Consider the following 25,755-nt stretch of genomic DNA (forward strand, 5'->3'; position numbering starts at 1 on the left):
TCGCCTCCCGTTTGCGCACGGCCGACTAGGACGAACCTGTTATGCCCACATGAGGCGCCGGTCAATCCTGCTTTTTGCTGGAGCTTTTTCGGTTACGCATCGCAATGTAGAGCACCACACCGACAACAATCACGGCCGGCGTCAACGCCGGTATCGCCAGCCAAACACCGTGGTCGGCCAGATACTCGACATGCAGTTCGGTCATGAGGAACTCATACCCTGCCGCACGTGATCCAACCCGTGCAAGCCCCGTGCAGGCCGAGCACGGCCAGACCGCTGGTCGGATGCCCGCGGCGCATCCGTCGTCCTAGGGACCGTTACCCTGACCTGAACGCTTTTCCATCCGAGCCGCCGTCAGAAACGCGGCCAGAGACGCAGATTGCGGCCGCAACGCGCGCCTGCGATCAAGAAGCAGGGAGTACCTGGTGACCCAAGCGCCAACTCGACCGACCAGCGACGCCGGCATCGATGGCGCCGGCGACGGTGACATTCTTGCGGTGGCCCGCGAGCAGGTGCTGGAGCGCGGCGAGGGACTGAGCAAGGATCAGGTGCTGGCGATCCTGCAGCTAAGCGATGACCGGCTTGAGGAGCTGCTGGCGCTGGCCCACGACGTGCGGATGCGCTGGTGCGGTCCCGAGGTCGAGGTCGAGGGCATCATCAGTCTCAAGACCGGGGGCTGCCCCGAGGATTGCCACTTCTGCTCCCAGTCCGGGTTGTTCCAGTCCCCGGTGCGAAGCGCGTGGCTCGACATACCCAGCCTGGTCGAGGCAGCCAAACAAACCGCCAAGTCCGGTGCGACGGAGTTCTGCATCGTTGCCGCAGTCCGCGGACCCGACGAACGGTTGCTTGCCCAGGTCGCCGCCGGCATCGAGGCGATCCGCAACGAGGTCGACATCCAGATCGCCTGCTCGCTGGGCATGCTAACGGCCGATCAGGTGGATCGGCTGGCTGAAATGGGTGTGCACCGCTACAACCACAACCTGGAGACCGCCCGCTCGTTCTTCACCAACGTCGTCACCACCCACACCTGGGAAGAACGCTGGCAGACCCTGTCGATGGTGCGCGAAGCCGGCATGGAGGTGTGCTGCGGCGGGATTCTGGGCATGGGCGAGACGCTGGAACAGCGCGCGGAATTCGCCGCCGACCTGGCCGCGCTCGATCCCGACGAGGTCCCGCTGAACTTCCTCAACCCCCGGCCGGGCACCCCGTTCGGCGACCTGGAGGTGTTGCCGGCCAGCGAAGCCCTGAAGGCGGTCGCCGCGTTCCGCCTGGCGTTGCCGCGGACCATGTTGCGTTTCGCGGGCGGCCGCGAGATCACGCTGGGCGACCTCGGCGCCAAGCAGGGGATCCTGGGCGGCATCAACGCCGTCATCGTCGGCAACTACCTGACCACTCTCGGCCGGCCCGCCGAGGCGGATCTGGAGCTGCTGGAGGATCTGCAGATGCCGATCAAGGCGTTGAACGCCAGCCTCTGAGCCGGCCTGAAAGAGATGACGATCGTGACGGGCGACATGGGCGGTCCGGTGGCTGCCGGCGTCTACAACGTCTACACAGGTGAGTTGGCGGGGAGCGCCACACCCACCGCGGCGCAGTTGGGTCTGGAGCCGCCGCGATTCTGCGCCGAGTGCGGTCGCCGGATGATCGTGCAAGTCCGTCCCGACGGGTGGTGGGCCCGGTGTTCCCGGCACGGGCAGGTCGACTCCGCCGACCTGGAGGCGCAGCGATGACCGAGCACGTCGTTTCCGAGACGCCCCCGCCGGGCCGGCCGCCCGGGCCGCGCACCTCGCGCAACCGGGCTCTCGGCATTGTGGTGCTGGTTCTGAGCGCCTGCGGTGCCCTGGTGGGCGCGCTGTGGGCGTTAATCGCACCGCCGGTCCAAGCTGTGGTGGCCATCAGCCGCAAAGGGGAGCGGGTACACGAATACCTCGGCAGCGAGTCGCAGAACTTCTTCGTGGCGCCGTTTCTGCTGCTGGGCCTACTCGGCGTGATGGCCGTGGTGGCAGCGGTGGCGGTGTGGCTGTGGCGGGATCACCGCGGGCCGGAGATGGTGGTCGCGCTCGCTGTCGGGCTGATCGGCGCCGCCGCCACGGCCGCCGGTGTGGGAGCGGCGCTGGTCCGGTTGCGTTACGGGGCGCTGGATTTCGACACCGTGGCACTGTCGGGCGGCGAACACCACCTGACATACGTCAACCAGGCGCCGCCGGTCTTCTTCGGCCATCTGCCCCTGCAGATCCTGGCCACGCTGTTATCGCCGGTCGCCGCAGGGTCGCTGATCTACGCACTGTGCGCCAGCGGCACCGTTCGGGACGACCTCGGCGCCTATCCGCCGGTCAACCGGCGGGTGGTCGTGGTGCCGTCAGTCCCACCGGCGCCAATTCCCTGATTGCGATCAGAGCGGGCGGCGGTGAATCTTGCGGCCTGTGATCACCTTGGCCGCGATAACACCGAGGCGCGCCATACCGACGTAGGTCACCGGGTTGAACATGGTGGGCCACTTGGTCCGGATGAGATGGTCGGTCAGCGGCCGCTCGGCGAACCGGTCGATGAGCCAGCGCAGCGCCATCGGAGCCGACAGCGGGTGCAGCAGCATGTGCTCGTTGAACGCGTCCCGATGGTAGGTGACCCTGGCGCCACCCGCGGAATAGGCGTCGGCCAACACGTCGATGTCGTCGACGGAGATGAGATAGTCGTGCACGGCCTGAATGATCAGCACCGGCGGCGTGGGCACCGCGACGCCCAGGGTGGTGCTGTCGAAGACATGCGCCACCGCAGGCATGGCCAGAATGTCCTCGAGCGGTTCGTCGAGGAACGTGCCCAAGTCCAGGTGTGCCATCCGGACGACCGCTTCGGCCGTCGTCATCTTCTCCAGGCTCAGCAACAGCTCCCGGCCCGCGTCGCTGGCGTGTTCTTTGATCATCCGATCCAGGTCCGGGTACGTGTGCGCGAGTGCTGCGACCACAAGTGCGGGCAGACCCGCCAGCAGGCTGCCGTTGAGGCGGCGGAAGGTGTTCCCCAAGTTGCCCACCGGTGATCCCAGCACCGCACCGACGACGTCCAGCTCCGGCGCGTACTCGGCGCACAGTTCGGCGGCCCAGGCGCTTGCCAGTCCACCGCCGGAGTAACCCCACAGCCCGATCGGTGCTTCGGGGGACAAATTGAACCGCTCCGAGCTCAGGGCGGCGCGGATACCGTCAAGGACGCGGTACCCCGGCTCGTAGGGTGCGCCCCACAGGCCGTTGAGTCCTTCGTGGTCGGGTACCGAGACCGCCCATCCTTCGGCGACCGCGGCGGAGATCAACAACAGCTCCAACTGCGCCAGGGATCCGATGGCCTTGGCGCGGCGGCGCAGCGCATAGGACGGGAAGCAGCGGGACGTGATGGCGTCGATCGCGCACTGGTAGGAGATCAGCGGGACGGTCTTGCCCGGCGCCGTCTCGGCGGGGACCAGCACCGTCGTCACGGTCGCCTCGGGATTCCCGTTCATGTCCGTCGTCCGGTACAGCAGCTGGGTGGCGATGATGCGCTGCGGGATCAAGCCCAGGAACGCCAGTTCGACGTCGCGCGACCGCAGCACGGTGCCCGGCGCCGCGTGCCGGAAGCCGGCTGGGGGCTGATAGAACGGGTCGTCCTTGGGCAGCAGCGGGCGAACCTTGCGCTGCAACTCCTCGTGCGGTGGCCGCCCGATCCAGTGCAGCCCTTCGGGTCCGACCGCGCTTGCGTCCTTGGCGAGCTCGACCATCAAGGCTCCCTTCGAGGCCCTAGGCGTGCTCCTACGCGTTCTAACCCGATCAAGCGGGGTGGTGGCGCCGCCGGCCAGTCTGATTCCAGCACCAGCGCCTGCCGCGCCAGCAGTTTCTTAAACAGCTCTTAGATAATGTACAGGTCGAGGCCGCCTGCGTCGAAACCAACTCGCGGGTGGCGCCCCGTCCCGCGGCTAACCCGGCGGGCGGAGCGCGGCGAACTCGTCGGTGACCCGCAAATGCGAGTCGGTGAATCGGTAGAGCGCTGCCGGGCGGCCGCCGCTGCGGCCGGACTGGGCGATGGTGCCGGTCTGGGTGATCACTTTGCGCCGGACCAACACCCGCTGCAGATTGGTCGCGTCCACCTGGTAGCCGAGGGCGGCGCCGTAGATGTCGCGTAGCGTAGACAGCGCGAATTCCCTTGGCGCTAAGGCGAACCCGATGTTGGTGTAAGACATCTTGGCCACCAGCCGGGCGTGCGCATGGGTCACCATGGGGCCGTGGTCGAATGCCATCGACGGCAACGAATCCACTGGATGCCAGCGGGTGTCCGGCGGTAGCTCCGGCGTTGCGGGGGAGGGCACCAGCCCCAGGAAGGTGGACGCAATCATGCGAGTGCCGGGGACCCGGTTGGGCTCGGAGAACACCGCGAGTTGCTCGAGGTGCGCGACCTCGCGCAGATCGACCTTCTCGGCCAATTGGCGGCGGACCGAGGTGGTCATATCCTCGTCGTTGCGCAGTAGTCCGCCCGGCAGTGACCACTTGTCACGTTCGGGATCCCGGGCTCGCTCCCATAACAGCACGTTCAACTGCGGTTTTTGACCCCGTGGTGTCTTGGCGACCATACGAACCTGGAACACGACCGCAAGTACTTCGTGCTCGGTGCTAGTATGAAGCATGTTTTCGATTGTAAGTCGAAAACCTCTGGGTGCGAAAGGAGCCCCCATGACGGTCCTGAATCGCATGGACACACTCGCCCAAGAGTTAGCCGCCGGCATCATCAGTACGCCCAGCGGCTACACCGGCGTCGAGGGCAACGAGCAATGGGCCGACGAGATTCGCCGCCTGGCCCGGCTGCGCGGCGCCACCGTGCTGGCGCACAACTACCAACTGCCGGAGATCCAGGAAGTCGCCGACCACGTAGGAGATTCGCTGGCACTGTCCCGAATCGCCGCCGAGGCGCCGGAGGACACCATCGTGTTCTGCGGTGTGCACTTCATGGCCGAGACGGCCAAGATCCTCAGCCCGGACAAAACCGTGCTCATTCCCGACCAACGCGCCGGCTGCTCACTGGCCGACTCCATCACCGCCGACGACCTGCGTGCCTGGAAGGCCGAACACCCGGACGCGGTCGTCGTCTCCTACGTCAACACCACCGCGGAGGTGAAGGCGCTCACCGACATCTGCTGCACGTCGTCCAATGCCGTCGACGTGGTCGCCTCCATCGACCCGGACCGCGAGGTGCTGTTCTGCCCGGATCAGTTTCTCGGCGCCCACGTCCGACGGGTGACCGGGCGCACCAACCTGCATGTCTGGGCCGGCGAGTGCCACGTGCACGCCGGGATCAACGGCGACGAGCTCACCGAACAGGCCCGGGCCAATCCCGACGCCGAGTTGTTCGTGCATCCCGAATGTGGTTGTGCCACTTCGGCGCTGTATCTGGCCGGCGAAGGCGCGTTCCCCGCCGAGCGAGTCAAGATCTTGTCCACCGGCGGCATGCTCGACGCCGCGCACGAAACTCGCGCCCGCAAGGTGCTGGTCGCCACCGAGGTCGGCATGCTGCACCAATTGCGCCGGGCCGCACCAGAAGTCGACTTCCAAGCGGTCAACGACCGGGCTTCATGCCGGTTCATGAAGATGATCACCCCCGCCGCGTTGCTGCGCTGCCTGATCGACGGCGCCGACGAAGTCCACGTCACGCCCGAGGTCGCAGCCGCGGGCCGTCGCAGCGTGCAGCGAATGATCGAGATCGGCCAGCCGGGCGGCGGGGAATGACGCGGGTCCAGCCGTGGCGCGATGACGCCGATGTCGTCGTGATCGGCATGGGCGTCGCCGGCCTGGCGGCCGCGTTGGCGGCGCACCGGGCCGGCAGCCGGGTTGTTGTGCTGAACAAGGCCGCGCAGACGCGGGGTGCCACCGCAACGCATTACGCGCAAGGCGGCATCGCCGTGGTCACGCCGGACAACCTCGACGATGGAGACTCGGTCGATGCGCACGTGGCGGACACCCTGGCCGCCGGAGCGGGGCTGTGTGACGCCGACGCGGTGTATTCGATCGTCGCCGACGGTTACCGCGCCGTCTGCGAATTAGTTGGTCACGGAGCACATTTCGACGAATCCGTACCAGGCCGGTGGGACGTGACGCGGGAGGGCGGGCATTCGCGCCGACGCGTCGTGCACGCCGGCGGGGACGCCACCGGCGCCGAGGTGCAGCGCACCCTCGATGACGCTGCACGCATGCTCGACATCCGCAGCGCCCACGTCGCCCTGCGCGTCCTGCACGACGAGACGGCGGTGACCGGAATCTTGGTCAGCCGTCCGGACGGTCTCGGCATCATCAGCGCCCCCGCGGTGATCCTGGCCACCGGCGGACTCGGTCACCTCTACGGCGCCACCACCAATCCGTCCGGTTCCACCGGGGACGGCCTCGCCTTGGCCTTGTGGGCCGGCCTGGCGGTCAGCGACGTCGAATTCATTCAGTTCCACCCCACGATGCTCTATTCGGCCCGTGGCGGCGGCCGGCGGCCGCTGATCACCGAGGCCATCCGCGGCGAGGGCGCGATACTGCTTGACAGTCAAGGTCATTCGATCACCGCAGGCGTTCATCCGATGGGTGACCTGGCCCCGCGAGACGTCGTGGCCGCCGCCATCGACGCGAGATTGAAGGCGACCGGTGACCGGTGCGCCTACCTCGATGCGCGGGGTATCGCCGGTTTCGAGGCGCGGTTCCCGACGGTCACCGCCGCCTGTCGCGCGGCCGGCATCGACCCGGTCCGCCAGCCCATCCCGATCGTGCCGGGAGCGCATTACAGCTGTGGCGGCGTCGTCACGGATGTGTACGGCCAGACCTCACTGCCGGGGTTGTACGCCGCGGGTGAGGTCGCTCGCACCGGAATGCACGGCGCCAACCGGCTTGCCTCCAACAGCTTGCTGGAAGGTCTGGTAATCGGCGGGCGCGCCGGAAAGGCGGCTGCGGCGCATGCTCAGGCGGCGGGGCGCGCGTGCGCTTCGGTGCCGGCGTGGACCGAGGTGACCGCGCTGCGCCGCAGCGATCTGCAACAGGCAATGAGCCGCGACGCCTCGGTGGAGCGCGATGCCGCCGGTCTGCAGCGGCTGGCCGAGATGCTCAGTGCCGCACCGACACGCACCGTGGTCAACCGACGCGATGCCGAAGACGTGTGCCTCACCATGGCTGCCCGCGCAGTCACCGCCGCCGCGCTGGCGCGCACCGAGAGCCGCGGCTGCCACCACCGTGCCGACTACCCATCGCTCGGCGCCGATCCGGGCCGCAGCGCGCTGATCCGGCTAGCCCCCGACGGCAACGGGGTGCAGCTGGAAGCGCTGGCGGCGGTGGGCTGATGTTCTTGGACGACGCCGAGCTGGTAGATGCGCGCGAGACCATCCGCCGCGGACTCGAAGAGGACCTGCGCTACGGACCCGATGCCACCACGCTTGCCACGGTGCCGGCGGGCGCGGTGGCCACGGCGTCGATGGTGCCGCGTGAGTGCGGGGTGGTCGCCGGCGTCGACGTCGCGCTGATAGTGCTGGACGAGGTGATCGGCCGCGACGGCTACCAGGTGGTGCACCGGGTCGAGGACGGCGCGCGGTTGAAGGTGGGCGAGCCGCTGCTGACCGTGCGGGCCGACACCCGCGGCCTGCTGACCGCGGAGCGGACCATGCTGAACCTGGTATGCCATCTATCCGGCATCGCGACTGTCACCGCCGCTTGGGTCGAGGCCGTGCAGGGAACCAAGGCGAAAGTCCGCGACACCCGCAAGACGTTGCCCGGTTTGCGGGCCCTGCAGAAGTACGCGGTGCGGGTTGGCGGCGGCGTCAACCACCGATTGGGCCTGGGCGATGCCGCGCTGATCAAGGACAACCACGTCGCCGCGGCGGGATCGGTGGTCGAGGCGTTGCTCGCAGTGCGGGCCGCGGCTCCCGACCTGTCCTGCGAAGTGGAGGTTGATTCGCTGGAGCAGCTCGACGAGGTTCTGGTGGAGAAACCCGAGCTGATCCTGCTGGACAACTTCCCGGTGTGGCAGACGCAGATGGCGGTGCAGCGCAGGGACTCGCGCGCACCGGAGGTGCTGCTGGAATCGTCGGGCGGGCTGAGCCTGGAGTCCGCCAAGACGTACGCGGCTACGGGGGTGGACTATCTGGCCGTTGGTGCGCTGACCCACTCGGTGCGCGTCCTGGACGTCGGGCTGGACATGTAGTCAGGCGGCAGGACCGTGCCGCAGGCGATTCAGCTGATGTCGCCGACGAACACCGCCATGCGGCGCAGCTGCAGCCGCGCCAACCAGGGCAGATCGTCGGCGGTGGAGCCCGCTTCCAGGATCCGTGGGTTGGTGATATGCACCGTGCGGCGGGTGTAGCTGACATCAGCCTCCCCGGCGGCCAGCACGTTCTTCACCCAGTCCGTCTTGCCGTGGCCCAGCGCGATTGCGAGCAGTTTGCCCTTGCGGTAGGTGGTGACGATCGTCTTGTACTGCTTCCCAGACTTGCGCCCGCGGTGCTCGACGGTCGCGGTGCCCGGTAGATACCGCACGATCGGCTTGAGCGCCGGGTTGAGGTACTTGACTTGGATGTTCTCGAACCACACCGGGTAGACCATCGGTATCCCCGGCGCGTTGTTGGGGTGCTGATCCTTTGCCGACATCGAGGGTTCCACCTTTTCTCCGGCTTGCGCTGTCCAACGGCACACTACCGGGGGAATAACGACTTGAGCTGCTCTGGGACAATGGACCATATGACCACATCGCCCGCTCTGCTGGCCCGGATGGATTTGCGGGGCCAGGAGTTGACGGCTGCGCGGCTGCGGACGGCTTTGCCGCGCGGCGGCGTCGACGTGGACGCGGTGTTGCCGACTGTGCGGCCCATCGTGGCCGCTGTCGCCGAGCACGGGGTGGCTGCGGCCCTGGAGTACGGGGCGAAGTTCGACGGGGTACGGCCGTCGGCCGTCCTGGTCCCCGAGGCCGCACTGGACGCCGCGGTGAAGGGGCTGGACGGAGACGTCCGGGACGCCTTGCAGGTGATGATCGAACGAACCCGCGCGGTGCACGCCGATCAGCGACGCAGCGACACCACTACCACGCTGAGCCCCGGGGCCACCGTCACCGAACGTTGGGTGCCGGTCGAACGCGTCGGCCTCTACGTGCCCTGCGGGAACGCGGTGTACCCGTCCAGCGTGGTGATGAACGTGGTGCCGGCCCAGGCGGCAGGAGTGGGATCGCTGGTGGTGGCAAGCCCCCCGCAAGCCGGTTTCGGCGGCCTTCCACACCCGACCATCCTGGCCGCGGCCGCGCTATTGGGGGTCGAGGAGGTGTGGGCGGTCGGTGGCGCGCAAGCGGTGGCGCTGCTGGCCTACGGCGGCGTAGATACCGGCGGTGCGGCCTTGGCGCCGGTGGACATGATCACCGGGCCGGGAAACATCTACGTCACCGCCGCCAAGCGGCTGTGCCGTTCGATGGTCGGCATCGACGCCGAAGCCGGGCCCACCGAGATCGCCATCCTGGCCGACGAGACCGCAAACCCAGTGCACGTGGCCGCCGATCTGATCAGTCAGGCTGAGCACGACGAGATGGCCGCCAGCGTGTTGGTCACTCCGAGCGAGGAACTGGCCGACGCGACCGAGGCCGAGCTTGGTGCTCAGCTGCAGACCACGGCGCACCGCGACCGAGTCACTGCGGCGCTTTCCGGCCCGCAGTCGAAGACGATTCTGGTGGACAATCTCGATGCCGGCGTGCAGGTGGTCAACGCCTACGCTGCCGAGCACCTAGAGATCCAGACCGCCGATCCGGCTGCAGTCGCCACCCGGATCCGTTCGGCCGGAGCGATTTTTGTCGGCGCATACGCGCCGGTGAGCCTGGGCGACTACTGCGCCGGCTCCAACCACGTGCTGCCCACCGCCGGCAGCGCACGCTACTCCAGCGGGCTGTCGGTGCAGACCTTCCTGCGCGGCATCCACGTGGTCGACTACACGGAGGCAGCCCTCAAAGATGTCTCCGGTCACGTTGTCGCGCTGGCCGAGGCCGAGGACTTGCCGTCGCACGGCGAAGCGGTACGGCGGCGGTTCGAGCCATGACCCGACCCACACTCGACCAGCTGCCGCTGCGCGAGGATCTGCGCGGCAAAACGCCCTACGGCGCACCGCAATTGGATGTGCCGGTGCGGCTGAACACCAACGAGAACCCGCACCGGCCCACCCAGGCGTTGATCGATGACGTCGTGCGGTCGGTGCGTGCGGCGGCCGCGGATCTGCACCGCTACCCCGACCGTGACGCGGTAGCCCTGCGCGAAGACCTGGCCGCCTACCTGACCATCCAGACCGGGAACCCCATCGGAGTCGAGAGCGTATGGGCGGCAAACGGTTCGAATGAAATTCTGCAGCAACTGCTGCAGGCGTTCGGCGGACCCGGTCGTACGGCGATCGGATTCGTACCGTCCTATTCGATGCACCCGATCATCGCCGATGCCACCCGCACCGAGTGGCTGGAAACCGTGCGCGCCGACGATTTCAGTCTCGACATCGAGCGCGCGGTGGCCGCCGTCCTCGACCGCAGACCGGACGTCATATTCATCGCCAGCCCCAATAACCCGTCCGGGCAGGGTGTTCCGCTGGAAGAACTACGCAAGCTACTGGAGGTGACACCGGGCATCCTGATCGTGGACGAGGCCTACGGTGAGTTCTCCTCGCAGCCCAGCGCGGTGGCACTGGTCGAGGAGTACCCGGCCAAGCTGGTGGTCACCCGCACCATGAGCAAGGCGTTCGCGTTCGCCGGTGGCCGATTGGGCTACCTGGTGGCCACCCCCGCACTCGTCGAGGCGATGCTGCTGGTTCGGCTGCCGTATCACCTGTCGTCGGTCACCCAAGCGGCCGCGCGGGCAGCGCTGCGGCATGCCGACGACACGCTGGGCAGCGTTGCGACCCTGATCGCCGAACGGGAACGGGTGTCAGTTGCGTTGATGGGCATGGGATTTCGGGTTATTCCCAGCGATGCGAATTTTGTGTTGTTCGGTGAGTTCACTAACGCTGCGGCCGCGTGGCAACACTACCTGGACGCCGGCGTGCTGATCCGCGACGTCGGCATTCCCGGCTATCTGCGGGCTACCACCGGGCTGGCAGAGGAGAACGACGCCTTCCTGCGCGCCAGCGCCGAGATCGCCGTCACCGAACTAGCCTGTCCAAGCCTGTCACGAGCGATCGCGAGCGCGGCGAAGCCGGGCGAAGCGGGTCGCGACCGTCCATTAGGAGCACCATGACTACCACCGACACCGGCACGCGCCGAGCGCGCATTGAACGTCGCACCCGCGAATCCGACATCGTCATCGAACTCGACCTGGACGGCACCGGACAAGTCGACATCGACACCGGCGTACCGTTCTACGACCACATGCTGACCGCGCTCGGCAGCCACGCCAGCTTCGATCTGATGGTCCGTACCAAGGGCGACATCGAAATCGAAGCCCACCACACTGTCGAGGACACCGCGATCGCGCTGGGCCAGGCGCTGGCGCAGGCGCTGGGCGACAAGAGGGGTATCCGCCGTTTCGGTGACGCGTTCATTCCGATGGACGAGACGCTGGCACATGCAGCGGTGGATGTCTCCGGCCGGCCCTACTGCGTGCACACCGGCGAGCCGGATCACCTGCAGCACACCACGATCGCCGGCAGTTCGGTTCCGTACCACACCGTCATCAACCGACATGTTTTCGAATCGCTGGCCATGAATGCCCGCATCGCGCTGCACGTGCGGGTTCTCTACGGACGCGACCCGCACCACATCACCGAAGCGCAGTACAAGGCGGTCGCCCGCGCGCTGCGCCAGGCCGTCGAGCCCGATCCCCGCGTGTCCGGTGTGCCATCCACCAAAGGGGTTCTGTGACAGACCTTATAAGGCGAAAATCCGTCGTGGTGCTGGACTATGGCTCGGGCAATTTGCGGTCGGCGCAGCGTGCGCTGGAGCGCGTCGGAGCCAACGTGGAGGTAACCGCGGACGCCGAGGCGGCGCTGGCCGCCGACGGACTGGTAGTGCCAGGAGTCGGCGCCTTCGAGGCGTGCATGACCGGACTGCGCGAGATCGGTGGCGAGCGGATCATTGCCGAGCGGGTCACGGCCGGACGGCCCGTGCTGGGCGTCTGCGTGGGCATGCAGATCCTGTTCTCGCGCGGCGTCGAATTCGGGGTGGAGACAACGGGTTGCAGCCAGTGGCCTGGTGCGGTGACCCTGCTGGAGGCACCGGTGATTCCGCACATGGGATGGAATGTGGTGAACGCCGCGCCACACAGCACGTTATTCCAGGGTGTGGACTCCGACACCCGGTTCTATTTCGTACACTCCTACGCCGCGCAGCGGTGGGAAGGTTCAGCCGAGGCGATGTTGACGTGGGCCACACACCAGGTGCCGTTTTTGGCGGCGGTCGAGGACGGGCCATTGTCGGCCACCCAGTTCCACCCGGAGAAGAGCGGGGATGCCGGCGCGGCAATCCTGCGTAACTGGGTCGAGGGGCTGTAGCGATGCCGTTGATTCTGTTGCCCGCTGTCGACGTGGTCGACGGCCGCGCGGTGCGTTTGGTGCAGGGCAAGGCCGGCAGCGAAACCGAGTACGGCTCAGCGCTGGACGCCGCCCTGGGTTGGCAGCGCGACGGCACCGACTGGATCCACCTGGTCGATCTGGACGCCGCGTTCGGTCGTGGTTCGAACCGCGAGTTGCTCGCCGAGGTGGTGGGAAAGCTGGACGTTGAGGTCGAACTGTCCGGCGGTATCCGCGACGACGAAACGCTGGCTGCGGCGCTGGCCACCGGGTGCGCGCGGGTCAACGTGGGTACGGCTGCGTTGGAAGACCCGCAGTGGTGTGCGCGGGCCATCGCCGAGCACGGTGACAAGGTTGCCGTCGGTCTGGATGTGCAAATCGTCGATGGGCAACACCGATTGCGCGGGCGGGGGTGGGAGACCGACGGCGGTGACCTCTGGGAGGTGCTGGACCGCCTCGAAGCCGAGGGATGTTCGCGCTACGTCGTCACCGACGTGACCAAGGACGGAACGCTGCAGGGACCCAATCTCGACCTGTTGACGCAGGTCGCCGAGCGCACCGATGCCCCAGTGATCGCCTCCGGCGGCGTGTCCAGCCTCGACGACTTGCGCGCCATCGCCACCCTGACCGACCGCGGCATCGAAGGAGCGATCGTGGGCAAGGCGCTCTACGCCGGGCGGTTCACGCTGCCGCAGGCTTTGGATGCGGTGCGAGGGTAACGCGGCAATGAACTTGGATGCGTTGGTGGCCGAAGCGTCGGCCGTCTTGGACGACGCGACCGAGCCCTTCCTGGCCGGTCACCGCGCCGAGTCAGCAGTCAGCAAGAAAGGCAACGACTTTGCCACCGAGGTCGACCTCGCCATCGAGCGTCAGGTGGTCGATGCCCTGGTCAAGGCCACTGGAATCGAGGTGCATGGCGAGGAATTCGGCGGCGCGGATGTCGACTCGCCTTGGGTTTGGGTACTGGACCCGGTTGACGGGACCTTCAACTACGCGGCCGGGTCGCCGATGGCGGGGATCCTGTTGGGCCTGCTGCGCGACGGCGAGCCGGTGGCCGGACTGACCTGGTTGCCGTTCATCGACCAGCGGTATACGGCCGTAACGGGCGGTCCGCTGATGAAAAACGGTGCGCCCCAGCCGCCGCTCAAGCGCAGTGAGTTGACCAATGCGCTCGTCGGTGCGGGTTCGTTCAGCGCGGACTCGCGCGCCAGGTTTCCGGGCCAGTACCGCGTGGCGGTGCTGGAGAACCTCAGCCGGCTGTCCTCGCGGCTGCGCATGCACGGTTCCACCGGCATTGACCTTGCCTACGTGGCGGACGGAATCCTCGGTGGTGCACTGAGTTTCGGCAGCCACGTGTGGGACCATGCCGCGGGAGTGGCGCTGGTCCGGGCCGCGGGTGGCATCGTTACCGATCTGGCCGGCGAGCCGTGGACCCCGGCATCCACGTCCGCGTTGGCTGCGGCGCCCGGTGTGCATGAGGAGATCCTGGATATCCTGCGCAGCACCGGCCAGCCAGAGGACTACCGATGCTGAACGAGGCACCCTCGCTGCGGCTTCACGACGGGGGCGGTCTCGCAGTGCGCGTCATCCCGTGCCTGGATGTGGACGGCGGCCGCGTGGTCAAAGGCGTCAACTTCGAAAACCTTCGCGATGCAGGCGATCCGGTGGAATTGGCCGCCGCGTACGACGCCGAGGGGGCCGACGAACTCACCTTTTTGGATGTGACCGCGTCATCCTCGGGCCGGGCCACGATGTTGGATGTGGTGCGCCGCACTGCCGAACAGGTGTTCATCCCGTTGACAGTCGGCGGAGGGGTGCGCACCGTGGCAGACGTCGACGTCCTGCTGCGCGCCGGCGCCGACAAGGTATCGGTCAACACCGCTGCCATCGCACGTCCGGATCTATTGGCCGAAATGGCAAGGCAATTCGGGTCCCAGTGCATTGTGCTGTCGGTCGACGCCCGGACGGTACCCGTCGGCTCGGCTCCGACCCCGTCGGGCTGGGAAGTCACCACGCACGGGGGGCGCCGTGGAACCGGCATCGACGCAGTCGAGTGGGCCGCCCGCGGGGCCGACCTGGGGGTGGGGGAGATCCTGCTCAATTCGATGGACGCCGACGGGACGAAAGCCGGATTCGACCTGGCTATGCTGCGCGCCGTCCGAGCGGCGGTCACCGTGCCGGTCATCGCGAGCGGTGGCGCCGGTGCGATCGAGCACTTCGCACCAGCGGTGGAGGCGGGTGCCGATGCGGTGTTGGCCGCCAGCGTGTTTCACTTCCGCGAGCTGACCATCGGTCAGGTGAAGGCCGCCATGGAGCAGGAGAAGATCACCGTGCGGATGGCGGCCAGATGACCCTGCACCCCGATATCGCCGCACGTTTGAAGCGCAACGCCGACGGACTGATCACTGCCGTCGTGCAGGAGCGCGGCAGCGGCCACGTATTGATGGTCGCCTGGATGGACGACGAGGCCCTGGCCCGCACCCTGCAAACCCGTGAAGCGACGTACTTTTCGCGGTCGCGGGGGGAGCAGTGGATCAAGGGCGCCACCTCCGGGCACACCCAGCATGTGCACGAGGTGCGACTGGACTGCGATGGCGACACCGTGCTGTTGACCGTCGACCAGGTCGGGGGTGCCTGTCACACCGGCGATCACAGCTGCTTCGATGCCGCGCTGCTGTTGGGCGCCGACGACTAGTGCTGACGACTAGTGCCGACGACTAGTACCGGCGACTAATGACTAATGCCGACGACTAGTTAGGTGCGACATCCAGTCCGTTGGCGGCGGCCAGCGCGGCGCGGGTCCATTCGCGCCGTTCGACGGCCGGCGCAACCCGCTCCCGGCGGATTTCCTCGACGTCGATCGGCTTACCCACCGTGACCGCCACCGGCACATGGAAGCTGAACGAGGGTCGGTCGGTGGAGATGGCCAGCAGGGCGTCGATGTCGGTGAAATCGTTGGCGTACATGGTGCGTTCGGCCCATTTGGCCGGCTTGAACTCACCGAAGTCCTGGACATAGACCACCCAGAGCTTGATGTGGCGCCCGTCGTAGAGCTTCTTGATGTCGCGTTCCACCACGGCACGCTCGGCGGGACGGAGCACCCGCGCGTCGTCGGTGACCGAGTCGGTCAATCGAAGCGTGGGCGGTGCGGCGTTGCTGCCGGGCGGGGGCGCTGCCGCCCGCGAGGAATTGCCAGTGCTGGGCTCACGCGAGGGTGCGGCCGCGGGTTGCCCGGATCTGCCTTGCAGCGCCACCAGCCCGAGCACCGCCGCGGCCACCACCAGCGCCACGGCTATCAGTGCCGCGATCAACGTGCCATGCCCACCGCGCTGCATCGGCGGTGGCGGTGGCATCACCTGCGTCGGCACCATTGCGCCCGGCGGGGGCACCGGAAGGTGGACGGTGCCGGGAGGAGCGCCCAGCGCGGTTGCGAACTCCGCGCAGGACGCGAAACGGCCGGCCGGGTCTTTGGCGAGCGCTCTGACGATGACCCCGTCGAGGTGGCGCAGTTCGGGGCGCCGGGTGCTGAGCAGCGGCGGTGGAGCGGACAAATGCTGAGTGATCAACAGCGCGACATTGGAGTCCTGGAACGGGGCTCCGCCGGTCAACAACTGAAACGCGGTGCAGGCCAGCGCGTACTGGTCGGCACGCCCATCCAGGTCGAAACCCTGCAGTTGCTCGGGTGCACAGTAGGCGCTGGTGCCCATCGTCATGTTGGTCGCCGTCAGGTTGCTGGTCTGACCCAGCTGCCGGGCAATACCGAAGTCGGCGAGCAGAATTCGGCGCTTCGGCTGCCCGTGACCGAGCAGGATGTTCGCCGGCTTGACGTCACGGTGCAGCAAACCGCGCGAGTGCGCATAGTCGAGCGCGTCGGCCACTGCCGAGACGATCTCGACGACCTCGGGCAGGGGCATCCCGGAGGGGTATTGGGTGCGCAACAGTTCGGCGGCGTCAGTGCCCTCGACATAGTCCATCGACAGCCACAGTTGGCCGTCGTACTCGCCGCGGTCATGGATGCCGACGATGTGCTGGTTGTACAGGCTCCCGGCCAGTTCGGCCTCGCGGTTGAAGCGCTGGCGGAATTCTGAATTCGCGGTGAACTCGCGCGGCAGGACCTTCAGGGCGTCCCGGCGCGGCAGTCGAGGGTGCTGCGCCAGATACACCTGGCCCATCCCGCCGGCACCCAGCCGCCGAACGATGGTGTAACCGGCGAACAGCTCGCCTTCTTTCAGGCCTCCGCCCTCGCCAGCGCTTGTCGGCATGGGAGCATGCTACTGAGCCGGTCCGCGGTCGCGAGTGCTCAACGGTTACGAAGTGTCGCCAGGGCCTTGTCGGCGTGACTGTCCATGCTGATCTCGCTCGAGATCACGTCGAGCACCTTGCGGTCGGTGTCGATGACAAAGGTGGTTCGTTTGACCGGCAGCAATTTGCCGAGCAATCCGCGCTTGACGCCGAACTGGGTGGCCACCGTGCCTTCGGTGTCCGACAGCAGGGGATAGTCGAACTTCTGGGTGTCGGCGAACTTGGCCTGCTTCTGCACGGGATCGGTGCTGATGCCGACTCGATTGGCACCGACCGCGGCGAATTCGGCCGCCAGGTCACGGAAGTGGCAGGCCTCCTTGGTGCAACCTGGCGTCATGGCCGCCGGATAGAAAAAGAGCACCACCGGCCCGTCGGACAGCAGCGCGCTCAGTCTGCGCGGCGTGCCTGTCTGATCGGGAAGTTCAAAGTCGGCCACGGTGTCACCAGTTTTCATGGTCGACACGCTACGCGGATGGTGACCCGGCAATCTGATTGGATGGTTCGGTGCACGCCAACCTCGCAACCACGACCACACGGGACGATTTCCGCGTGCTGGCAGCCGAGCATCGGGTAGTTCCGGTGACCCGCAAGGTCTTGGCCGACAGCGAAACTCCGCTATCGGCCTACCGCAAGCTGGCCGCCAACCGCCCCGGCACTTTCCTGCTCGAGTCGGCCGAGAACGGCCGGTCGTGGTCGCGCTGGTCCTTCATCGGGGCCGGCGCGCCGACGGCGCTGACCGTCCGCGACGGCCAGGCCGTATGGCTGGGCACCGTGCCCAGGGACGCACCCACCGGCGGTGACCCATTAGACGCGCTGCGCGCCACCCTGGCGGTGCTGGCCACGGCGGCTCCGCAGGATTCCCGCCCGGACTTACCGCCGTTGTCTGGCGGCATGGTCGGTTTCTTTGCCTACGACATGGTGCGCCGACTCGAGCGGCTGCCCGAGATCGCCCTCGATGACCTGCAGCTGCCCGACATGCTGCTGCTGCTCGCGACCGATGTGGCCGCCGTCGACCACCACGAGGGCACCATCACCCTGATCGCCAACGCGGTGAACTGGAACGGCACCGACGAGCGCGTCGATTGGGCCTACGATGACGCCGTCGCACGATTGGATGTGATGACCGCAGCGTTGAGCCAGCCGCTGCCGTCGACGGTTGCCTCGTTCGGCAAACCCGAACCGCGCCATCGTGCCCAGCGCACGGTCGAAGAGTACGGCGCCATCGTCGAGTACCTGGTGGAACAGATCGCGGCCGGTGAAGCCTTCCAAGTGGTGCCGTCGCAACGCTTCGAAATGGACACCGACGTCGACCCGATCGACGTGTACCGCATGCTGCGGGTGACCAATCCCAGCCCGTACATGTATTTGCTGCAGATACCCAACAGCGAAGGTGCCGTTGACTTTTCGATCGTCGGATCCAGCCCTGAGGCGTTGGTGACGGTGCACGACGGCCGCGCAACCACCCATCCGATCGCCGGTACCCGCTGGCGCGGCGCAACCGACGAAGAAGACCTCCTGCTGGAAAAGGAACTGCTGGCTGACGACAAGGAACTCGCCGAGCATCTGATGCTGGTCGACTTGGGCCGCAACGACCTTGGCCGGGTCTGCACGCCGGGCAGCGTCCGGGTCGAGGACTACAGCCACATCGAACGCTATAGCCACGTCATGCATCTGGTGTCGACGGTGACCGGGCAGTTGGCGGAGGGGCAGACCGCGCTGGACGCCGTCACAGCCTGTTTTCCGGCCGGCACCCTTTCCGGCGCGCCGAAGGTGCGGGCTATGGAGCTGATCGAAGAGGTCGAAAAGACCCGTCGCGGCCTGTATGGCGGGGTGGTGGGTTACCTGGACTTCGCCGGCAACGCTGACTTCGCGATCGCGATTCGTACGGCGTTGATGCGTGCCGGGAAGGCTTACGTCCAGGCCGGTGGAGGGGTGGTCGCCGACTCCAACGGTCCATACGAATACAACGAGGCCAGGAACAAGGCGCGGGCGGTGCTGAATGCGATCGCCGCCGCCGAGACCCTGACCGCTCCCGGAATCAGTCCGGTGGCGCCGAATGGGTGAGAGGCGCGGCCGGCTGCCGATCGGGATCGCTCAGGTGTTGCTGGTGGTGGCCGCCGGCCTGCTGTGGGGGGCGTCGCGGCTGACCTGGGTGGTGGTCCGGTCGTTCGACGGGCTGGGTCCGCCGAAGGAGCTGACGCTGTCGGGTGCGACCTGGTCGAGTGCGTTGCTTCCGTTGGCCATCGTCGACCTGGCCGCCGCCGTGGCGGTGCTGGCCGTGCGGGGATGGCAGCTGCGGGCGCTGGCCGCGTTGCTGGCGGCGGTGAGCTTCGCGATCGGCTATTTGGGGGTCAGCCTGTGGGCATTGCCGGACGTGGCCGCGCGCGGAGCTGAACTCGCCCACGTTCCAGTGGCGACACTGGTCGGTAGTGCGCGCCAGTACTGGGGAGCCGGAGTCGCGGTGGCGGCCGCGGTGTGCACGCTGGTCGCCGCGGCCCTCATGATGCGCGCGGCCTCAGGAGTCGGGGGCGCTGGGACGGGCAGCACAAAGTACCTGGCACCCGGCGCCCGCCGCTCAGTGGCGCGACGCGAGGGTGCGGGTGTCGACGGTCCGGAACGTCCCGAGGGTGCAAAACCCGAGTTGTCCGAACGGATGATCTGGGACGCTCTCGACGAGGGCCGCGACCCTACGGATCGAGCGCCCGAGACAGACACCGAGGGGCGGTGACGGACCCTGTCTCGACGGTCGCTACCCTTCTTGCACGTCGTCGCAATCGGCCGACGAGCGTGGGGTGGCGGTGGTCGCAGCAGGGCCACGAAAGGCCACAGAGGGAAGGGAAACCGCAGGTATGAGTCCGGCCAACGTGCTTGACTCCATTCTTGAGGGAGTCCGTGCCGACGTTGCCGCGCGCGAAGCCCGCGTGAGTCTTTCGGAAATCAAAGCCCGTGCAGCCGCGGCTCCGCCGGCGCGCAACGTAATGGCCGCACTGCGTGAACCCGGTATCGGCGTCATCGCCGAGGTCAAGCGGGCTAGCCCGTCGAAGGGTTCGCTGGCGCCCATCGCGGACCCGGCAAAGCTGGCCCGTGCGTATGAGGACGGTGGTGCACGGATCATCAGTGTGCTGACCGAGGAACGACGCTTCCACGGATCGTTGGACGACCTCGACGCGGTGCGTGCGGCGGTGTCAATCCCGGTGTTGCGCAAGGATTTTGTGGTGCAGCCCTATCAGATTCATGAGGCACGTGCGCACGGTGCAGACATGCTGTTGCTGATCGTCGCGGCGTTGGATCAGTCGGCGCTGGTGTCAATGCTGGACCGCACCGAGTCGCTCGGCATGGCAGCCCTCGTCGAGGTGCACACCGAAGAAGAAGCCGACCGTGCGCTGAAGGCTGGGGCCAACATAATCGGCGTTAACGCCCGCGATCTCACCACATTGGAAGTGGACCGGGACTGCTTTGCGCGGATCGCTCCCGGACTGCCCAGCAAGGTGATCCGGATCGCCGAATCGGGTGTGCGGCACACCGGCGATCTGTTGGCCTACGCCGGCGCGGGGGCCGACGCCGTCCTGGTCGGCGAGGGTCTGGTGAAGAGCGGCGACCCGCGCGCCGCGGTCGCCGATCTGGTGACCGCCGGTACCCATCCGTCCTGTCCCAAGCCGGCTCGCTAGCAGCTGATGTACTTCGCGCGCGTTGAGTCTTTCTGATGGCCGACCTATCCCCGGATATCCCACGCACCAGTGCCGCCGTCGTCGAACGCACCCACCACGACCCTGATCAGGGCGGGCATTTCGGCGTTTACGGCGGTCGGTACGTACCCGAGGCGCTGATGGCGGTGATCGACGAGGTCACTACCGCTTATGAGAAGGAACGCGTCAACCAGGATTTCCTGGACACTCTCGACAAGCTGCAGAAGCACTACGCGGGCCGACCGTCACCGCTTTATGAGACCACCCGTCTCGGCGGTGAGGCCGGGTCGGCGCGGATCTTCCTGAAGCGAGAAGACCTGAACCACACCGGTTCTCACAAAATCAACAACGTGCTGGGACAGGCTTTGCTGGCGCGCAGAATGGGCAAGACCCGGGTGATCGCCGAAACCGGGGCAGGTCAGCACGGGGTTGCCACCGCAACCGCGTGCGCACTGCTCGGCCTGGACTGCATCATCTACATGGGTGCCGTCGACACCGCGCGCCAGGCTCTCAATGTGGCGCGGATGCGACTGTTGGGCGCCAGGGTCGTTTCAGTGGAAACCGGGTCCAGGACGCTCAAGGACGCCATCAATGAGGCGTTCCGGGACTGGGTGACCAACGCTGACAGCACCTATTACTGCTTCGGCACGGCCGCCGGGCCACATCCATTCCCCACCATGGTGCGTGACTTTCAGCGGATCATCGGATTGGAGGCCCGCGTCCAGATACAGCAGCAGGCGGGCCGGCTGCCAGACGCGGTAGTCGCCTGTGTGGGTGGCGGATCCAATGCGATCGGCATCTTCCACGCGTTCCTCGACGATCCCGGTGTGCGACTGGTGGGCTACGAAGCCGCCGGTGACGGCGTCGAAACCGGCAGGCATGCAGCCACTTTCACCGGCGGTTCGCCGGGAGCGTTCCAGGGATCGTTCTCGTATCTGCTGCAGGACGAGGACGGGCAGACCATCGAATCGCATTCCATCTCAGCGGGTTTGGACTATCCCGGGGTGGGGCCTGAGCACGCCTGGCTCAAGGACCTCGGACGCGTCCAGTACGAGCCGATTACCGATACCGAGGCGATGGAGGCGTTCGGCGTGCTGTCCCGATTGGAAGGGATCATCCCGGCTATCGAATCCGCGCACGCGGTGGCGGGCGCTTTGAAGCTGGGTCGCGAATTGGGTAGCGGCGCCATCATTGTGGTGAACCTGTCGGGCCGCGGTGACAAGGACGTGGAGACTGCCGCGAAGTGGTTCGGTCTGCTGGACGAGCGATGACACTGCAGCACAGCGGCGTAAGCAAACTGGGGTCCCTGTTCGACGCCTGCCGAGCCGACGGCCGTGCGGCCCTGATCGGTTATCTGCCGACCGGGTTTCCGGATGTACCGACGTCGGTGCGGGCGATGACGGCATTGGTCGATTCCGGTTGCGACATCATCGAAGTCGGTGTGCCGTATTCGGATCCGGGTATGGACGGCCCCACTATCCAGCGGGCCACCGAGCAAGCGCTGAGCGGCGGAGTGCGCGTTCGCGACACCTTGGCGGCGGTCGAGGCGATCACCGGGGCCGGCGGACGTGCCGTGGTGATGACCTATTGGAACCCGGTGCTGCGCTACGGGATTGATGCTTTTGCTCGAGACCTGGCTGCAGCTGGCGGAGATGGCCTGATCACCCCCGATCTGATTCCGGACGAGGCGCAACAGTGGCTGGCAGCGTCCGAGGAGCACGGGTTGGATCGCATTTTCCTGGTAGCGCCGTCATCGGCACAGGAGCGGCTGGTCACCACAGTCGCGGCATCCCGCGGGTTCGTCTACGCGGCCTCGACCATGGGGGTGACCGGCGCCCGCGATGCGGTGTCTGACGCCGCGCCCGAGTTGGTGGAGCGGGTGAAGGCGGTGTCCGACATACCCGTTGGGGTCGGCCTGGGTGTGCGATCGCGACAGCAGGCCGCCCAGATCGGCAGCTATGCCGACGGCGTCATCGTGGGGTCGGCGTTGGTTTCCGCGCTGGGGGAGGGTCTGCCTGCGCTGCAGGCGTTGACGGAGGAACTCGCGGCCGGTGTGCGCCAGAGAGCCTCTGCATGAGAACAACCTTGCTCGCCTACATTCCGAGCCCGCCGCGTGGGGTCTGGCACCTGGGGCCCTTGCCCATCCGCGCCTACGCGTTCTTCATCATCGTCGGCATCCTTGCTGCGCTGCTGATCGGCGACCGGCGGTGGGCCGCCCGCGGCGGGGAGCGGGGCGTGATCTACGACATCGCGTTGTGGACAGTTCCGTTCGGTTTGATTGGCGGCCGCCTGTATCACCTGATTACTGATTGGCAGACGTATTGGGGTCCGGGCGGCGCCGGTCTGGCTGCGGCGGTACGGATCTGGGACGGCGGCCTGGGTATCTGGGGTGCCGTTGCGCTCGGTGTGGTGGGTGCCTGGATCGGCTGTCGCCGCCGCGAGATCCCGTTGCCCGCTTTCATCGATGCGGTGGCCCCTGGTGTGGTGTTGGCCCAGGCAATCGGACGGCTTGGTAATTACTTCAATCAAGAGTTGTACGGGCGTGAAACGACGTTGCCGTGGGGTCTGGAGATCTTCTATCGCCGCGACCCCGCCGGATTTGTCGACGTCCATTCGCTGGACGGTGTGTCGACGGGTCAGGTGGCCCTCATCGTGCAGCCGACTTTTCTGTACGAATTGATCTGGAACCTCTTGGTATTCGGCGCCCTTCTGTACCTGGACCGCCGTTTCCGGCTCGGGCACGGGCGTCTGTTCGCGTCGTACGTCGCGCTCTACTGCCTCGGGCGATTCGGCGTGGAACTGCTGCGCGACGACACGGCCACGCATATCGCGGGTATCCGGGTGAACACGTTCACGTCGACGTTCGTCTTCATCGGAGCGGTCGTTTACATCATCCTGGCGCCGAAAGGCCGCGAGGATCCGGAGACTCTGCGTGGCCCGGATGCGGATGTCACCGAGGAGGAGGAGGAGACGGAACTGGCGACTGTGGGCGCGGGGTCTAGCGCGGCCGCAATCGCCGCCGGTGACGAGCCCGATGTGTCAGCCGGGAGTGCCGAGCACGATGCGGCGGCCGGGAGTGCCGAGCCCGCGACCGGACAGGACGCCGACGCAGCGGTCGGCGGCGACGAACCCGAGGTGGAGATCGCGGAAGTCGAGGCCGCGCTGGCCGAGGCCGAGCAGGGTGAGGCGGTAGAGGAAGCCGAAGCCGGCGATGCCGAGGCTGACGAAGCGGAGCCCAGGGAGTTGGACGAGGTCGAGGTAGCGCTCGAGGACGCCGGAGCCGAGCCCGAAGTCGAGCCTGAAGCCGAGGCTATTTCTGAGGAGCCGGATTCCGAGCAAGCCGTAGCCCTCGAGCCGGCAGACGGCGACGCTGAGGCCCAGGAACCCAAATCCGAGCAAGCCGAGGCAATTGAGACCGAGGCTGGTGAGAACGAAGCCGAAGAGGTGGACCCTGCGGCAGTTCTCGGCGAACCGGACGCTGAAGCTGCTGAAGCCGAGGTCGTCGAACCCGAGCTTGAACCGGTAATCGTCGAGGATGCGGTTGGCGACGTCGGCGTCCAGGAGCCCGTGTCCGAGCAGGCCGAGGAGGTGGAGGCCGAGGTTGGGGAGGCTGACGCCGAGGAGGCGGAGCTTGCTTCGGTGCTCGACGAGGCCGACGCCGAGGAAGCCGTACCGGTTGAGGTCGAGCCCGAGGTAGCGGAGCCCGACGCAGAAGCCGCTGAAGCCGCTGAAGCCGAGGTGCTTGAACCGGAAATTGTCGAGGATGCGGTTGGCGATGTCGGCGTCCAGGAGCCCGAGTCCGACCAAGCCGAGGCGGTCGAGGCCGACGTTAGCGCGGAGGCTAACGCCGAGGACGCGGAGCTTGCTTCGGTGCTCGACGAGGCTGACGCCGAGGAAGCCGTACCGGTTGAGGTTGAGCCCGAGGTAGCGGAGCCCGACGCAGAAGCCGCTGAAGCCGCTGAAGCTGAGGTGCTTGAACCGGAAATTGTCGAGGATGCGGTTGGCGATGTCGGCGTCCAGGAGCCCAAGTCCGAGCAGGCCGAGGTCGTAGAGGCCGAGGCGATCGCGGACGCTGAGGCCGAGGCGATCGCGGACGCTGAGGCCGCGGAGCCGGAATCTGCGGACGTCCCGGACGAGCGCGAGGACGCAGCTGTCGAGGCTGACGAGCCCGAAGGCGAGCCGACCACCGAGGAGCCGGTGGACGAGGCCGACGCCGCAACACCAGAAGAAATCGCTGGCGGCGAAACTGAACCCGCATCGACTACGGCGCCGCAAGCCCCCGAGGCAGAACGGCGGCGCTGGCGGTCCCGGCTCAGACGGCAGCGTCGATAACGCGGCGGCGAACCACCAGCCCGCGCAAGCTGCCTCGCCGCACCCCAGCCCATACGCAGCGACGCTAGGGCAGCCGCCAGCAAGATCTGGCATGCTGAACCCCGTGACTGAGCAGCCGTGGCCCGGTGCTGCGCAACCAGGCCCCCCACCCGAGGGGCAGGGGTATCCGCCACCGCCCTTCCCGCCGCCATATCCGTCATACCCGCAATACAGCGCGGGCTATGATCCGTCGGCGCCATTCGGTCGTCATCCCGTCACCGGGCAACCCTATTCAGACAAATCGAAGACCGTCGCGGGTTTGCTGCAGCTGCTCGGACTCTTCGGCCTCGCCGGCATTGGCCGCATGTATGCCGGGTATGTCGGTTTGGGTATCGCGCAACTCCTCGTCGGCTGGGTGACATGCGGGCTGGGCGCCGTCATCTGGGGCACCATCGACGCGTTGATGATCCTGACCGACAAGGTGAACGACCCGCAGGGCCGCCCGTTGCGCGATGGCACCTGACACGTCCACCCCAGCGACGCAACACCGCGGCCTTGCCGCCGCCGGTGCCGCAGTGGCCTTGTCCGGAGCGCTGCTCTACGTCGGACTCGCCGATCCGCATAGCCCGCACACGATCTACCCGCAGTGCCCGTTCAGGTGGCTCACCGGCTGGAACTGCCCAGCCTGCGGCGGACTGAGAATGACCCATGACCTGTTGCACGGCGATCTCGCCGCCAGCATCAACGACAACGCCTTTCTGCTCGTCGGCCTCCCGTTGCTGGCGGTGTGGGTCCTGGCGCGCCGGTGGCGCGGGCGGTCCTGGTTGCCCATCCAGACCACCGTGGCGGCGGTAGTGCTGATGACTGCCTGGACGGTGGTACGCAACCTGCCCGGTTTCCCGTTGATGCCCACCGTCCTCACCGGCTGAACATGCAGGGATAGTTGTGCCCGCCGCGCGTTCCGC

Annotated in this window: 28 protein-coding genes; 22 read left to right on the forward strand and 6 right to left on the reverse strand. The window is 67.1% G+C overall.

Annotation, left to right across the window (positions count from 1 at the left end; translation table 11 throughout):
- Window positions 1-61: 61 nt before the first annotated feature.
- The gene (locus A5636_RS26645) at window positions 62-205 is read right to left on the reverse strand and encodes a hypothetical protein (protein WP_172827275.1); all 144 of its coding nucleotides are present in this window, start codon (window positions 203-205) and stop codon (window positions 62-64) included.
- Between the two features lie 220 nt (window positions 206-425).
- Between A5636_RS26645 and bioB the strand changes: the two genes are divergently transcribed.
- The 3 genes from bioB to A5636_RS19320 are packed head-to-tail and all read left to right on the forward strand — an operon-like array spanning window position 426 to window position 2,383.
- Window positions 426-1,475: a biotin synthase BioB gene (gene bioB, locus A5636_RS19310; protein WP_065160240.1), complete on the forward strand. Its 1,050-nt coding sequence runs from the start codon at window positions 426-428 to the stop codon at window positions 1,473-1,475.
- A 15-nt stretch (window positions 1,476-1,490) separates the two neighbouring features.
- Window positions 1,491-1,727: a hypothetical protein gene (locus A5636_RS19315; protein ID WP_155763900.1), complete on the forward strand. Its 237-nt coding sequence runs from the start codon at window positions 1,491-1,493 to the stop codon at window positions 1,725-1,727.
- Entirely contained in the window at window positions 1,724-2,383 is a 660-nt protein-coding gene (locus A5636_RS19320; RefSeq protein WP_065160241.1) for a DUF2567 domain-containing protein, read from the forward strand. Before A5636_RS19315 ends, A5636_RS19320 begins: the two co-directional genes overlap by 4 nt.
- Window positions 2,384-2,389: 6 nt before the next feature.
- On the opposite strand, the gene A5636_RS19325 is transcribed toward A5636_RS19320, so the two are convergent.
- Window positions 2,390-3,739, reverse strand: a complete 1,350-nt coding sequence (locus A5636_RS19325; protein WP_065160242.1) for a lipase family protein — start codon at window positions 3,737-3,739, stop codon at window positions 2,390-2,392.
- A 195-nt stretch (window positions 3,740-3,934) separates the two neighbouring features.
- A complete protein-coding gene (locus tag A5636_RS19330) occupies window positions 3,935-4,639 on the reverse strand; it encodes an NUDIX hydrolase (protein WP_065160243.1) in 705 nt (234 codons plus the stop codon).
- Between the two features lie 46 nt (window positions 4,640-4,685).
- Here A5636_RS19330 and nadA point away from each other — a divergent pair, with 46 nt between their 5' ends.
- From nadA to nadC, 3 genes are read left to right on the forward strand one after another with little or no spacing between them, the layout of a single operon-like run.
- Window positions 4,686-5,735: a quinolinate synthase NadA gene (gene nadA / locus A5636_RS19335; protein ID WP_065160244.1), complete on the forward strand. Its 1,050-nt coding sequence runs from the start codon at window positions 4,686-4,688 to the stop codon at window positions 5,733-5,735.
- Entirely contained in the window at window positions 5,732-7,318 is a 1,587-nt protein-coding gene (locus tag A5636_RS19340; protein ID WP_065160245.1) for an L-aspartate oxidase, read from the forward strand. Before nadA ends, A5636_RS19340 begins: the two co-directional genes overlap by 4 nt.
- On the forward strand, window positions 7,318-8,175 hold the full coding sequence (nadC, locus tag A5636_RS19345; RefSeq protein ID WP_065160246.1) for a carboxylating nicotinate-nucleotide diphosphorylase: 858 nt from the start codon (window positions 7,318-7,320) through the stop codon (window positions 8,173-8,175). The genes A5636_RS19340 and nadC overlap by 1 nt, the downstream gene beginning before the upstream one ends.
- A gap of 29 nt (window positions 8,176-8,204) precedes the next feature.
- Here the strand turns inward: nadC and A5636_RS19350 are convergent, their stop codons facing one another.
- Complete coding sequence (locus tag A5636_RS19350) at window positions 8,205-8,618, reverse strand: nitroreductase family deazaflavin-dependent oxidoreductase (RefSeq protein ID WP_065160247.1); 414 nt, start codon at window positions 8,616-8,618, stop codon at window positions 8,205-8,207.
- Between the two features lie 108 nt (window positions 8,619-8,726).
- Between A5636_RS19350 and hisD the strand changes: the two genes are divergently transcribed.
- The 8 genes from hisD to hisI are packed head-to-tail and all read left to right on the forward strand — an operon-like array spanning window position 8,727 to window position 15,186.
- Window positions 8,727-10,043 (forward strand): histidinol dehydrogenase, encoded by a 1,317-nt coding sequence (gene hisD / locus A5636_RS19355; protein ID WP_155763916.1) that lies wholly within the window; start codon window positions 8,727-8,729, stop codon window positions 10,041-10,043.
- On the forward strand, window positions 10,040-11,221 hold the full coding sequence (locus A5636_RS19360; RefSeq protein WP_065160249.1) for a histidinol-phosphate transaminase: 1,182 nt from the start codon (window positions 10,040-10,042) through the stop codon (window positions 11,219-11,221). Before hisD ends, A5636_RS19360 begins: the two co-directional genes overlap by 4 nt.
- On the forward strand, window positions 11,218-11,844 hold the full coding sequence (gene hisB, locus A5636_RS19365; RefSeq protein ID WP_065160250.1) for an imidazoleglycerol-phosphate dehydratase HisB: 627 nt from the start codon (window positions 11,218-11,220) through the stop codon (window positions 11,842-11,844). The genes A5636_RS19360 and hisB overlap by 4 nt, the downstream gene beginning before the upstream one ends.
- 8 nt (window positions 11,845-11,852) lie before the next feature.
- The gene (gene hisH, locus A5636_RS19370) at window positions 11,853-12,473 is read left to right on the forward strand and encodes an imidazole glycerol phosphate synthase subunit HisH (protein WP_155763917.1); all 621 of its coding nucleotides are present in this window, start codon (window positions 11,853-11,855) and stop codon (window positions 12,471-12,473) included.
- Between the two features lie 2 nt (window positions 12,474-12,475).
- Window positions 12,476-13,210: a bifunctional 1-(5-phosphoribosyl)-5-((5-phosphoribosylamino)methylideneamino)imidazole-4-carboxamide isomerase/phosphoribosylanthranilate isomerase PriA gene (priA, locus tag A5636_RS19375; protein ID WP_065160252.1), complete on the forward strand. Its 735-nt coding sequence runs from the start codon at window positions 12,476-12,478 to the stop codon at window positions 13,208-13,210.
- Between the two features lie 7 nt (window positions 13,211-13,217).
- A complete protein-coding gene (locus tag A5636_RS19380) occupies window positions 13,218-14,024 on the forward strand; it encodes an inositol monophosphatase family protein (protein ID WP_065160253.1) in 807 nt (268 codons plus the stop codon).
- Window positions 14,018-14,842, forward strand: coding sequence for an imidazole glycerol phosphate synthase subunit HisF (hisF, locus tag A5636_RS19385; RefSeq protein WP_065160254.1), 825 nt, complete (start codon window positions 14,018-14,020; stop codon window positions 14,840-14,842). Before A5636_RS19380 ends, hisF begins: the two co-directional genes overlap by 7 nt.
- Window positions 14,839-15,186: a phosphoribosyl-AMP cyclohydrolase gene (hisI, locus tag A5636_RS19390; protein WP_065160255.1), complete on the forward strand. Its 348-nt coding sequence runs from the start codon at window positions 14,839-14,841 to the stop codon at window positions 15,184-15,186. Before hisF ends, hisI begins: the two co-directional genes overlap by 4 nt.
- A gap of 55 nt (window positions 15,187-15,241) precedes the next feature.
- Here the strand turns inward: hisI and A5636_RS19395 are convergent, their stop codons facing one another.
- Together A5636_RS19395 and A5636_RS19400 are read right to left on the reverse strand one after the other, a co-directional pair.
- The gene (locus A5636_RS19395; protein WP_065160256.1) at window positions 15,242-16,753 is read right to left on the reverse strand and encodes a serine/threonine-protein kinase; all 1,512 of its coding nucleotides are present in this window, start codon (window positions 16,751-16,753) and stop codon (window positions 15,242-15,244) included.
- 38 nt (window positions 16,754-16,791) lie between these two features.
- On the reverse strand, window positions 16,792-17,247 hold the full coding sequence (locus tag A5636_RS19400; RefSeq protein ID WP_065160257.1) for a peroxiredoxin: 456 nt from the start codon (window positions 17,245-17,247) through the stop codon (window positions 16,792-16,794).
- A gap of 50 nt (window positions 17,248-17,297) precedes the next feature.
- Between A5636_RS19400 and A5636_RS19405 the strand changes: the two genes are divergently transcribed.
- The 8 genes from A5636_RS19405 to A5636_RS19440 all read left to right on the forward strand — a co-directional run bounded on the left by A5636_RS19405 (window position 17,298) and on the right by A5636_RS19440 (window position 25,719).
- Window positions 17,298-18,857, forward strand: coding sequence for an anthranilate synthase component I (locus A5636_RS19405; protein ID WP_065160413.1), 1,560 nt, complete (start codon window positions 17,298-17,300; stop codon window positions 18,855-18,857).
- Complete coding sequence (locus A5636_RS19410) at window positions 18,850-19,521, forward strand: TIGR02234 family membrane protein (RefSeq protein WP_065160258.1); 672 nt, start codon at window positions 18,850-18,852, stop codon at window positions 19,519-19,521. The genes A5636_RS19405 and A5636_RS19410 overlap by 8 nt, the downstream gene beginning before the upstream one ends.
- Before the next feature lie 121 nt (window positions 19,522-19,642).
- Window positions 19,643-20,461 (forward strand): indole-3-glycerol phosphate synthase TrpC, encoded by an 819-nt coding sequence (gene trpC / locus A5636_RS19415; protein WP_065160259.1) that lies wholly within the window; start codon window positions 19,643-19,645, stop codon window positions 20,459-20,461.
- A 35-nt stretch (window positions 20,462-20,496) separates the two neighbouring features.
- Window positions 20,497-21,750: a tryptophan synthase subunit beta gene (gene trpB / locus A5636_RS19420; RefSeq protein WP_065160260.1), complete on the forward strand. Its 1,254-nt coding sequence runs from the start codon at window positions 20,497-20,499 to the stop codon at window positions 21,748-21,750.
- A complete protein-coding gene (gene trpA, locus A5636_RS19425) occupies window positions 21,747-22,556 on the forward strand; it encodes a tryptophan synthase subunit alpha (protein WP_065160261.1) in 810 nt (269 codons plus the stop codon). Before trpB ends, trpA begins: the two co-directional genes overlap by 4 nt.
- Complete coding sequence (locus tag A5636_RS19430) at window positions 22,553-24,811, forward strand: prolipoprotein diacylglyceryl transferase (protein WP_065160262.1); 2,259 nt, start codon at window positions 22,553-22,555, stop codon at window positions 24,809-24,811. The genes trpA and A5636_RS19430 overlap by 4 nt, the downstream gene beginning before the upstream one ends.
- Before the next feature lie 91 nt (window positions 24,812-24,902).
- Window positions 24,903-25,313 (forward strand): NINE protein, encoded by a 411-nt coding sequence (locus A5636_RS19435; RefSeq protein ID WP_065160263.1) that lies wholly within the window; start codon window positions 24,903-24,905, stop codon window positions 25,311-25,313.
- The gene (locus A5636_RS19440; RefSeq protein ID WP_065160264.1) at window positions 25,303-25,719 is read left to right on the forward strand and encodes a DUF2752 domain-containing protein; all 417 of its coding nucleotides are present in this window, start codon (window positions 25,303-25,305) and stop codon (window positions 25,717-25,719) included. Before A5636_RS19435 ends, A5636_RS19440 begins: the two co-directional genes overlap by 11 nt.
- Window positions 25,720-25,755 lie beyond the last annotated feature (36 nt).

The organism is Mycobacterium asiaticum, from assembly GCF_001673315.1.
GTDB lineage: Bacteria > Actinomycetota > Actinomycetes > Mycobacteriales > Mycobacteriaceae > Mycobacterium > Mycobacterium asiaticum_B.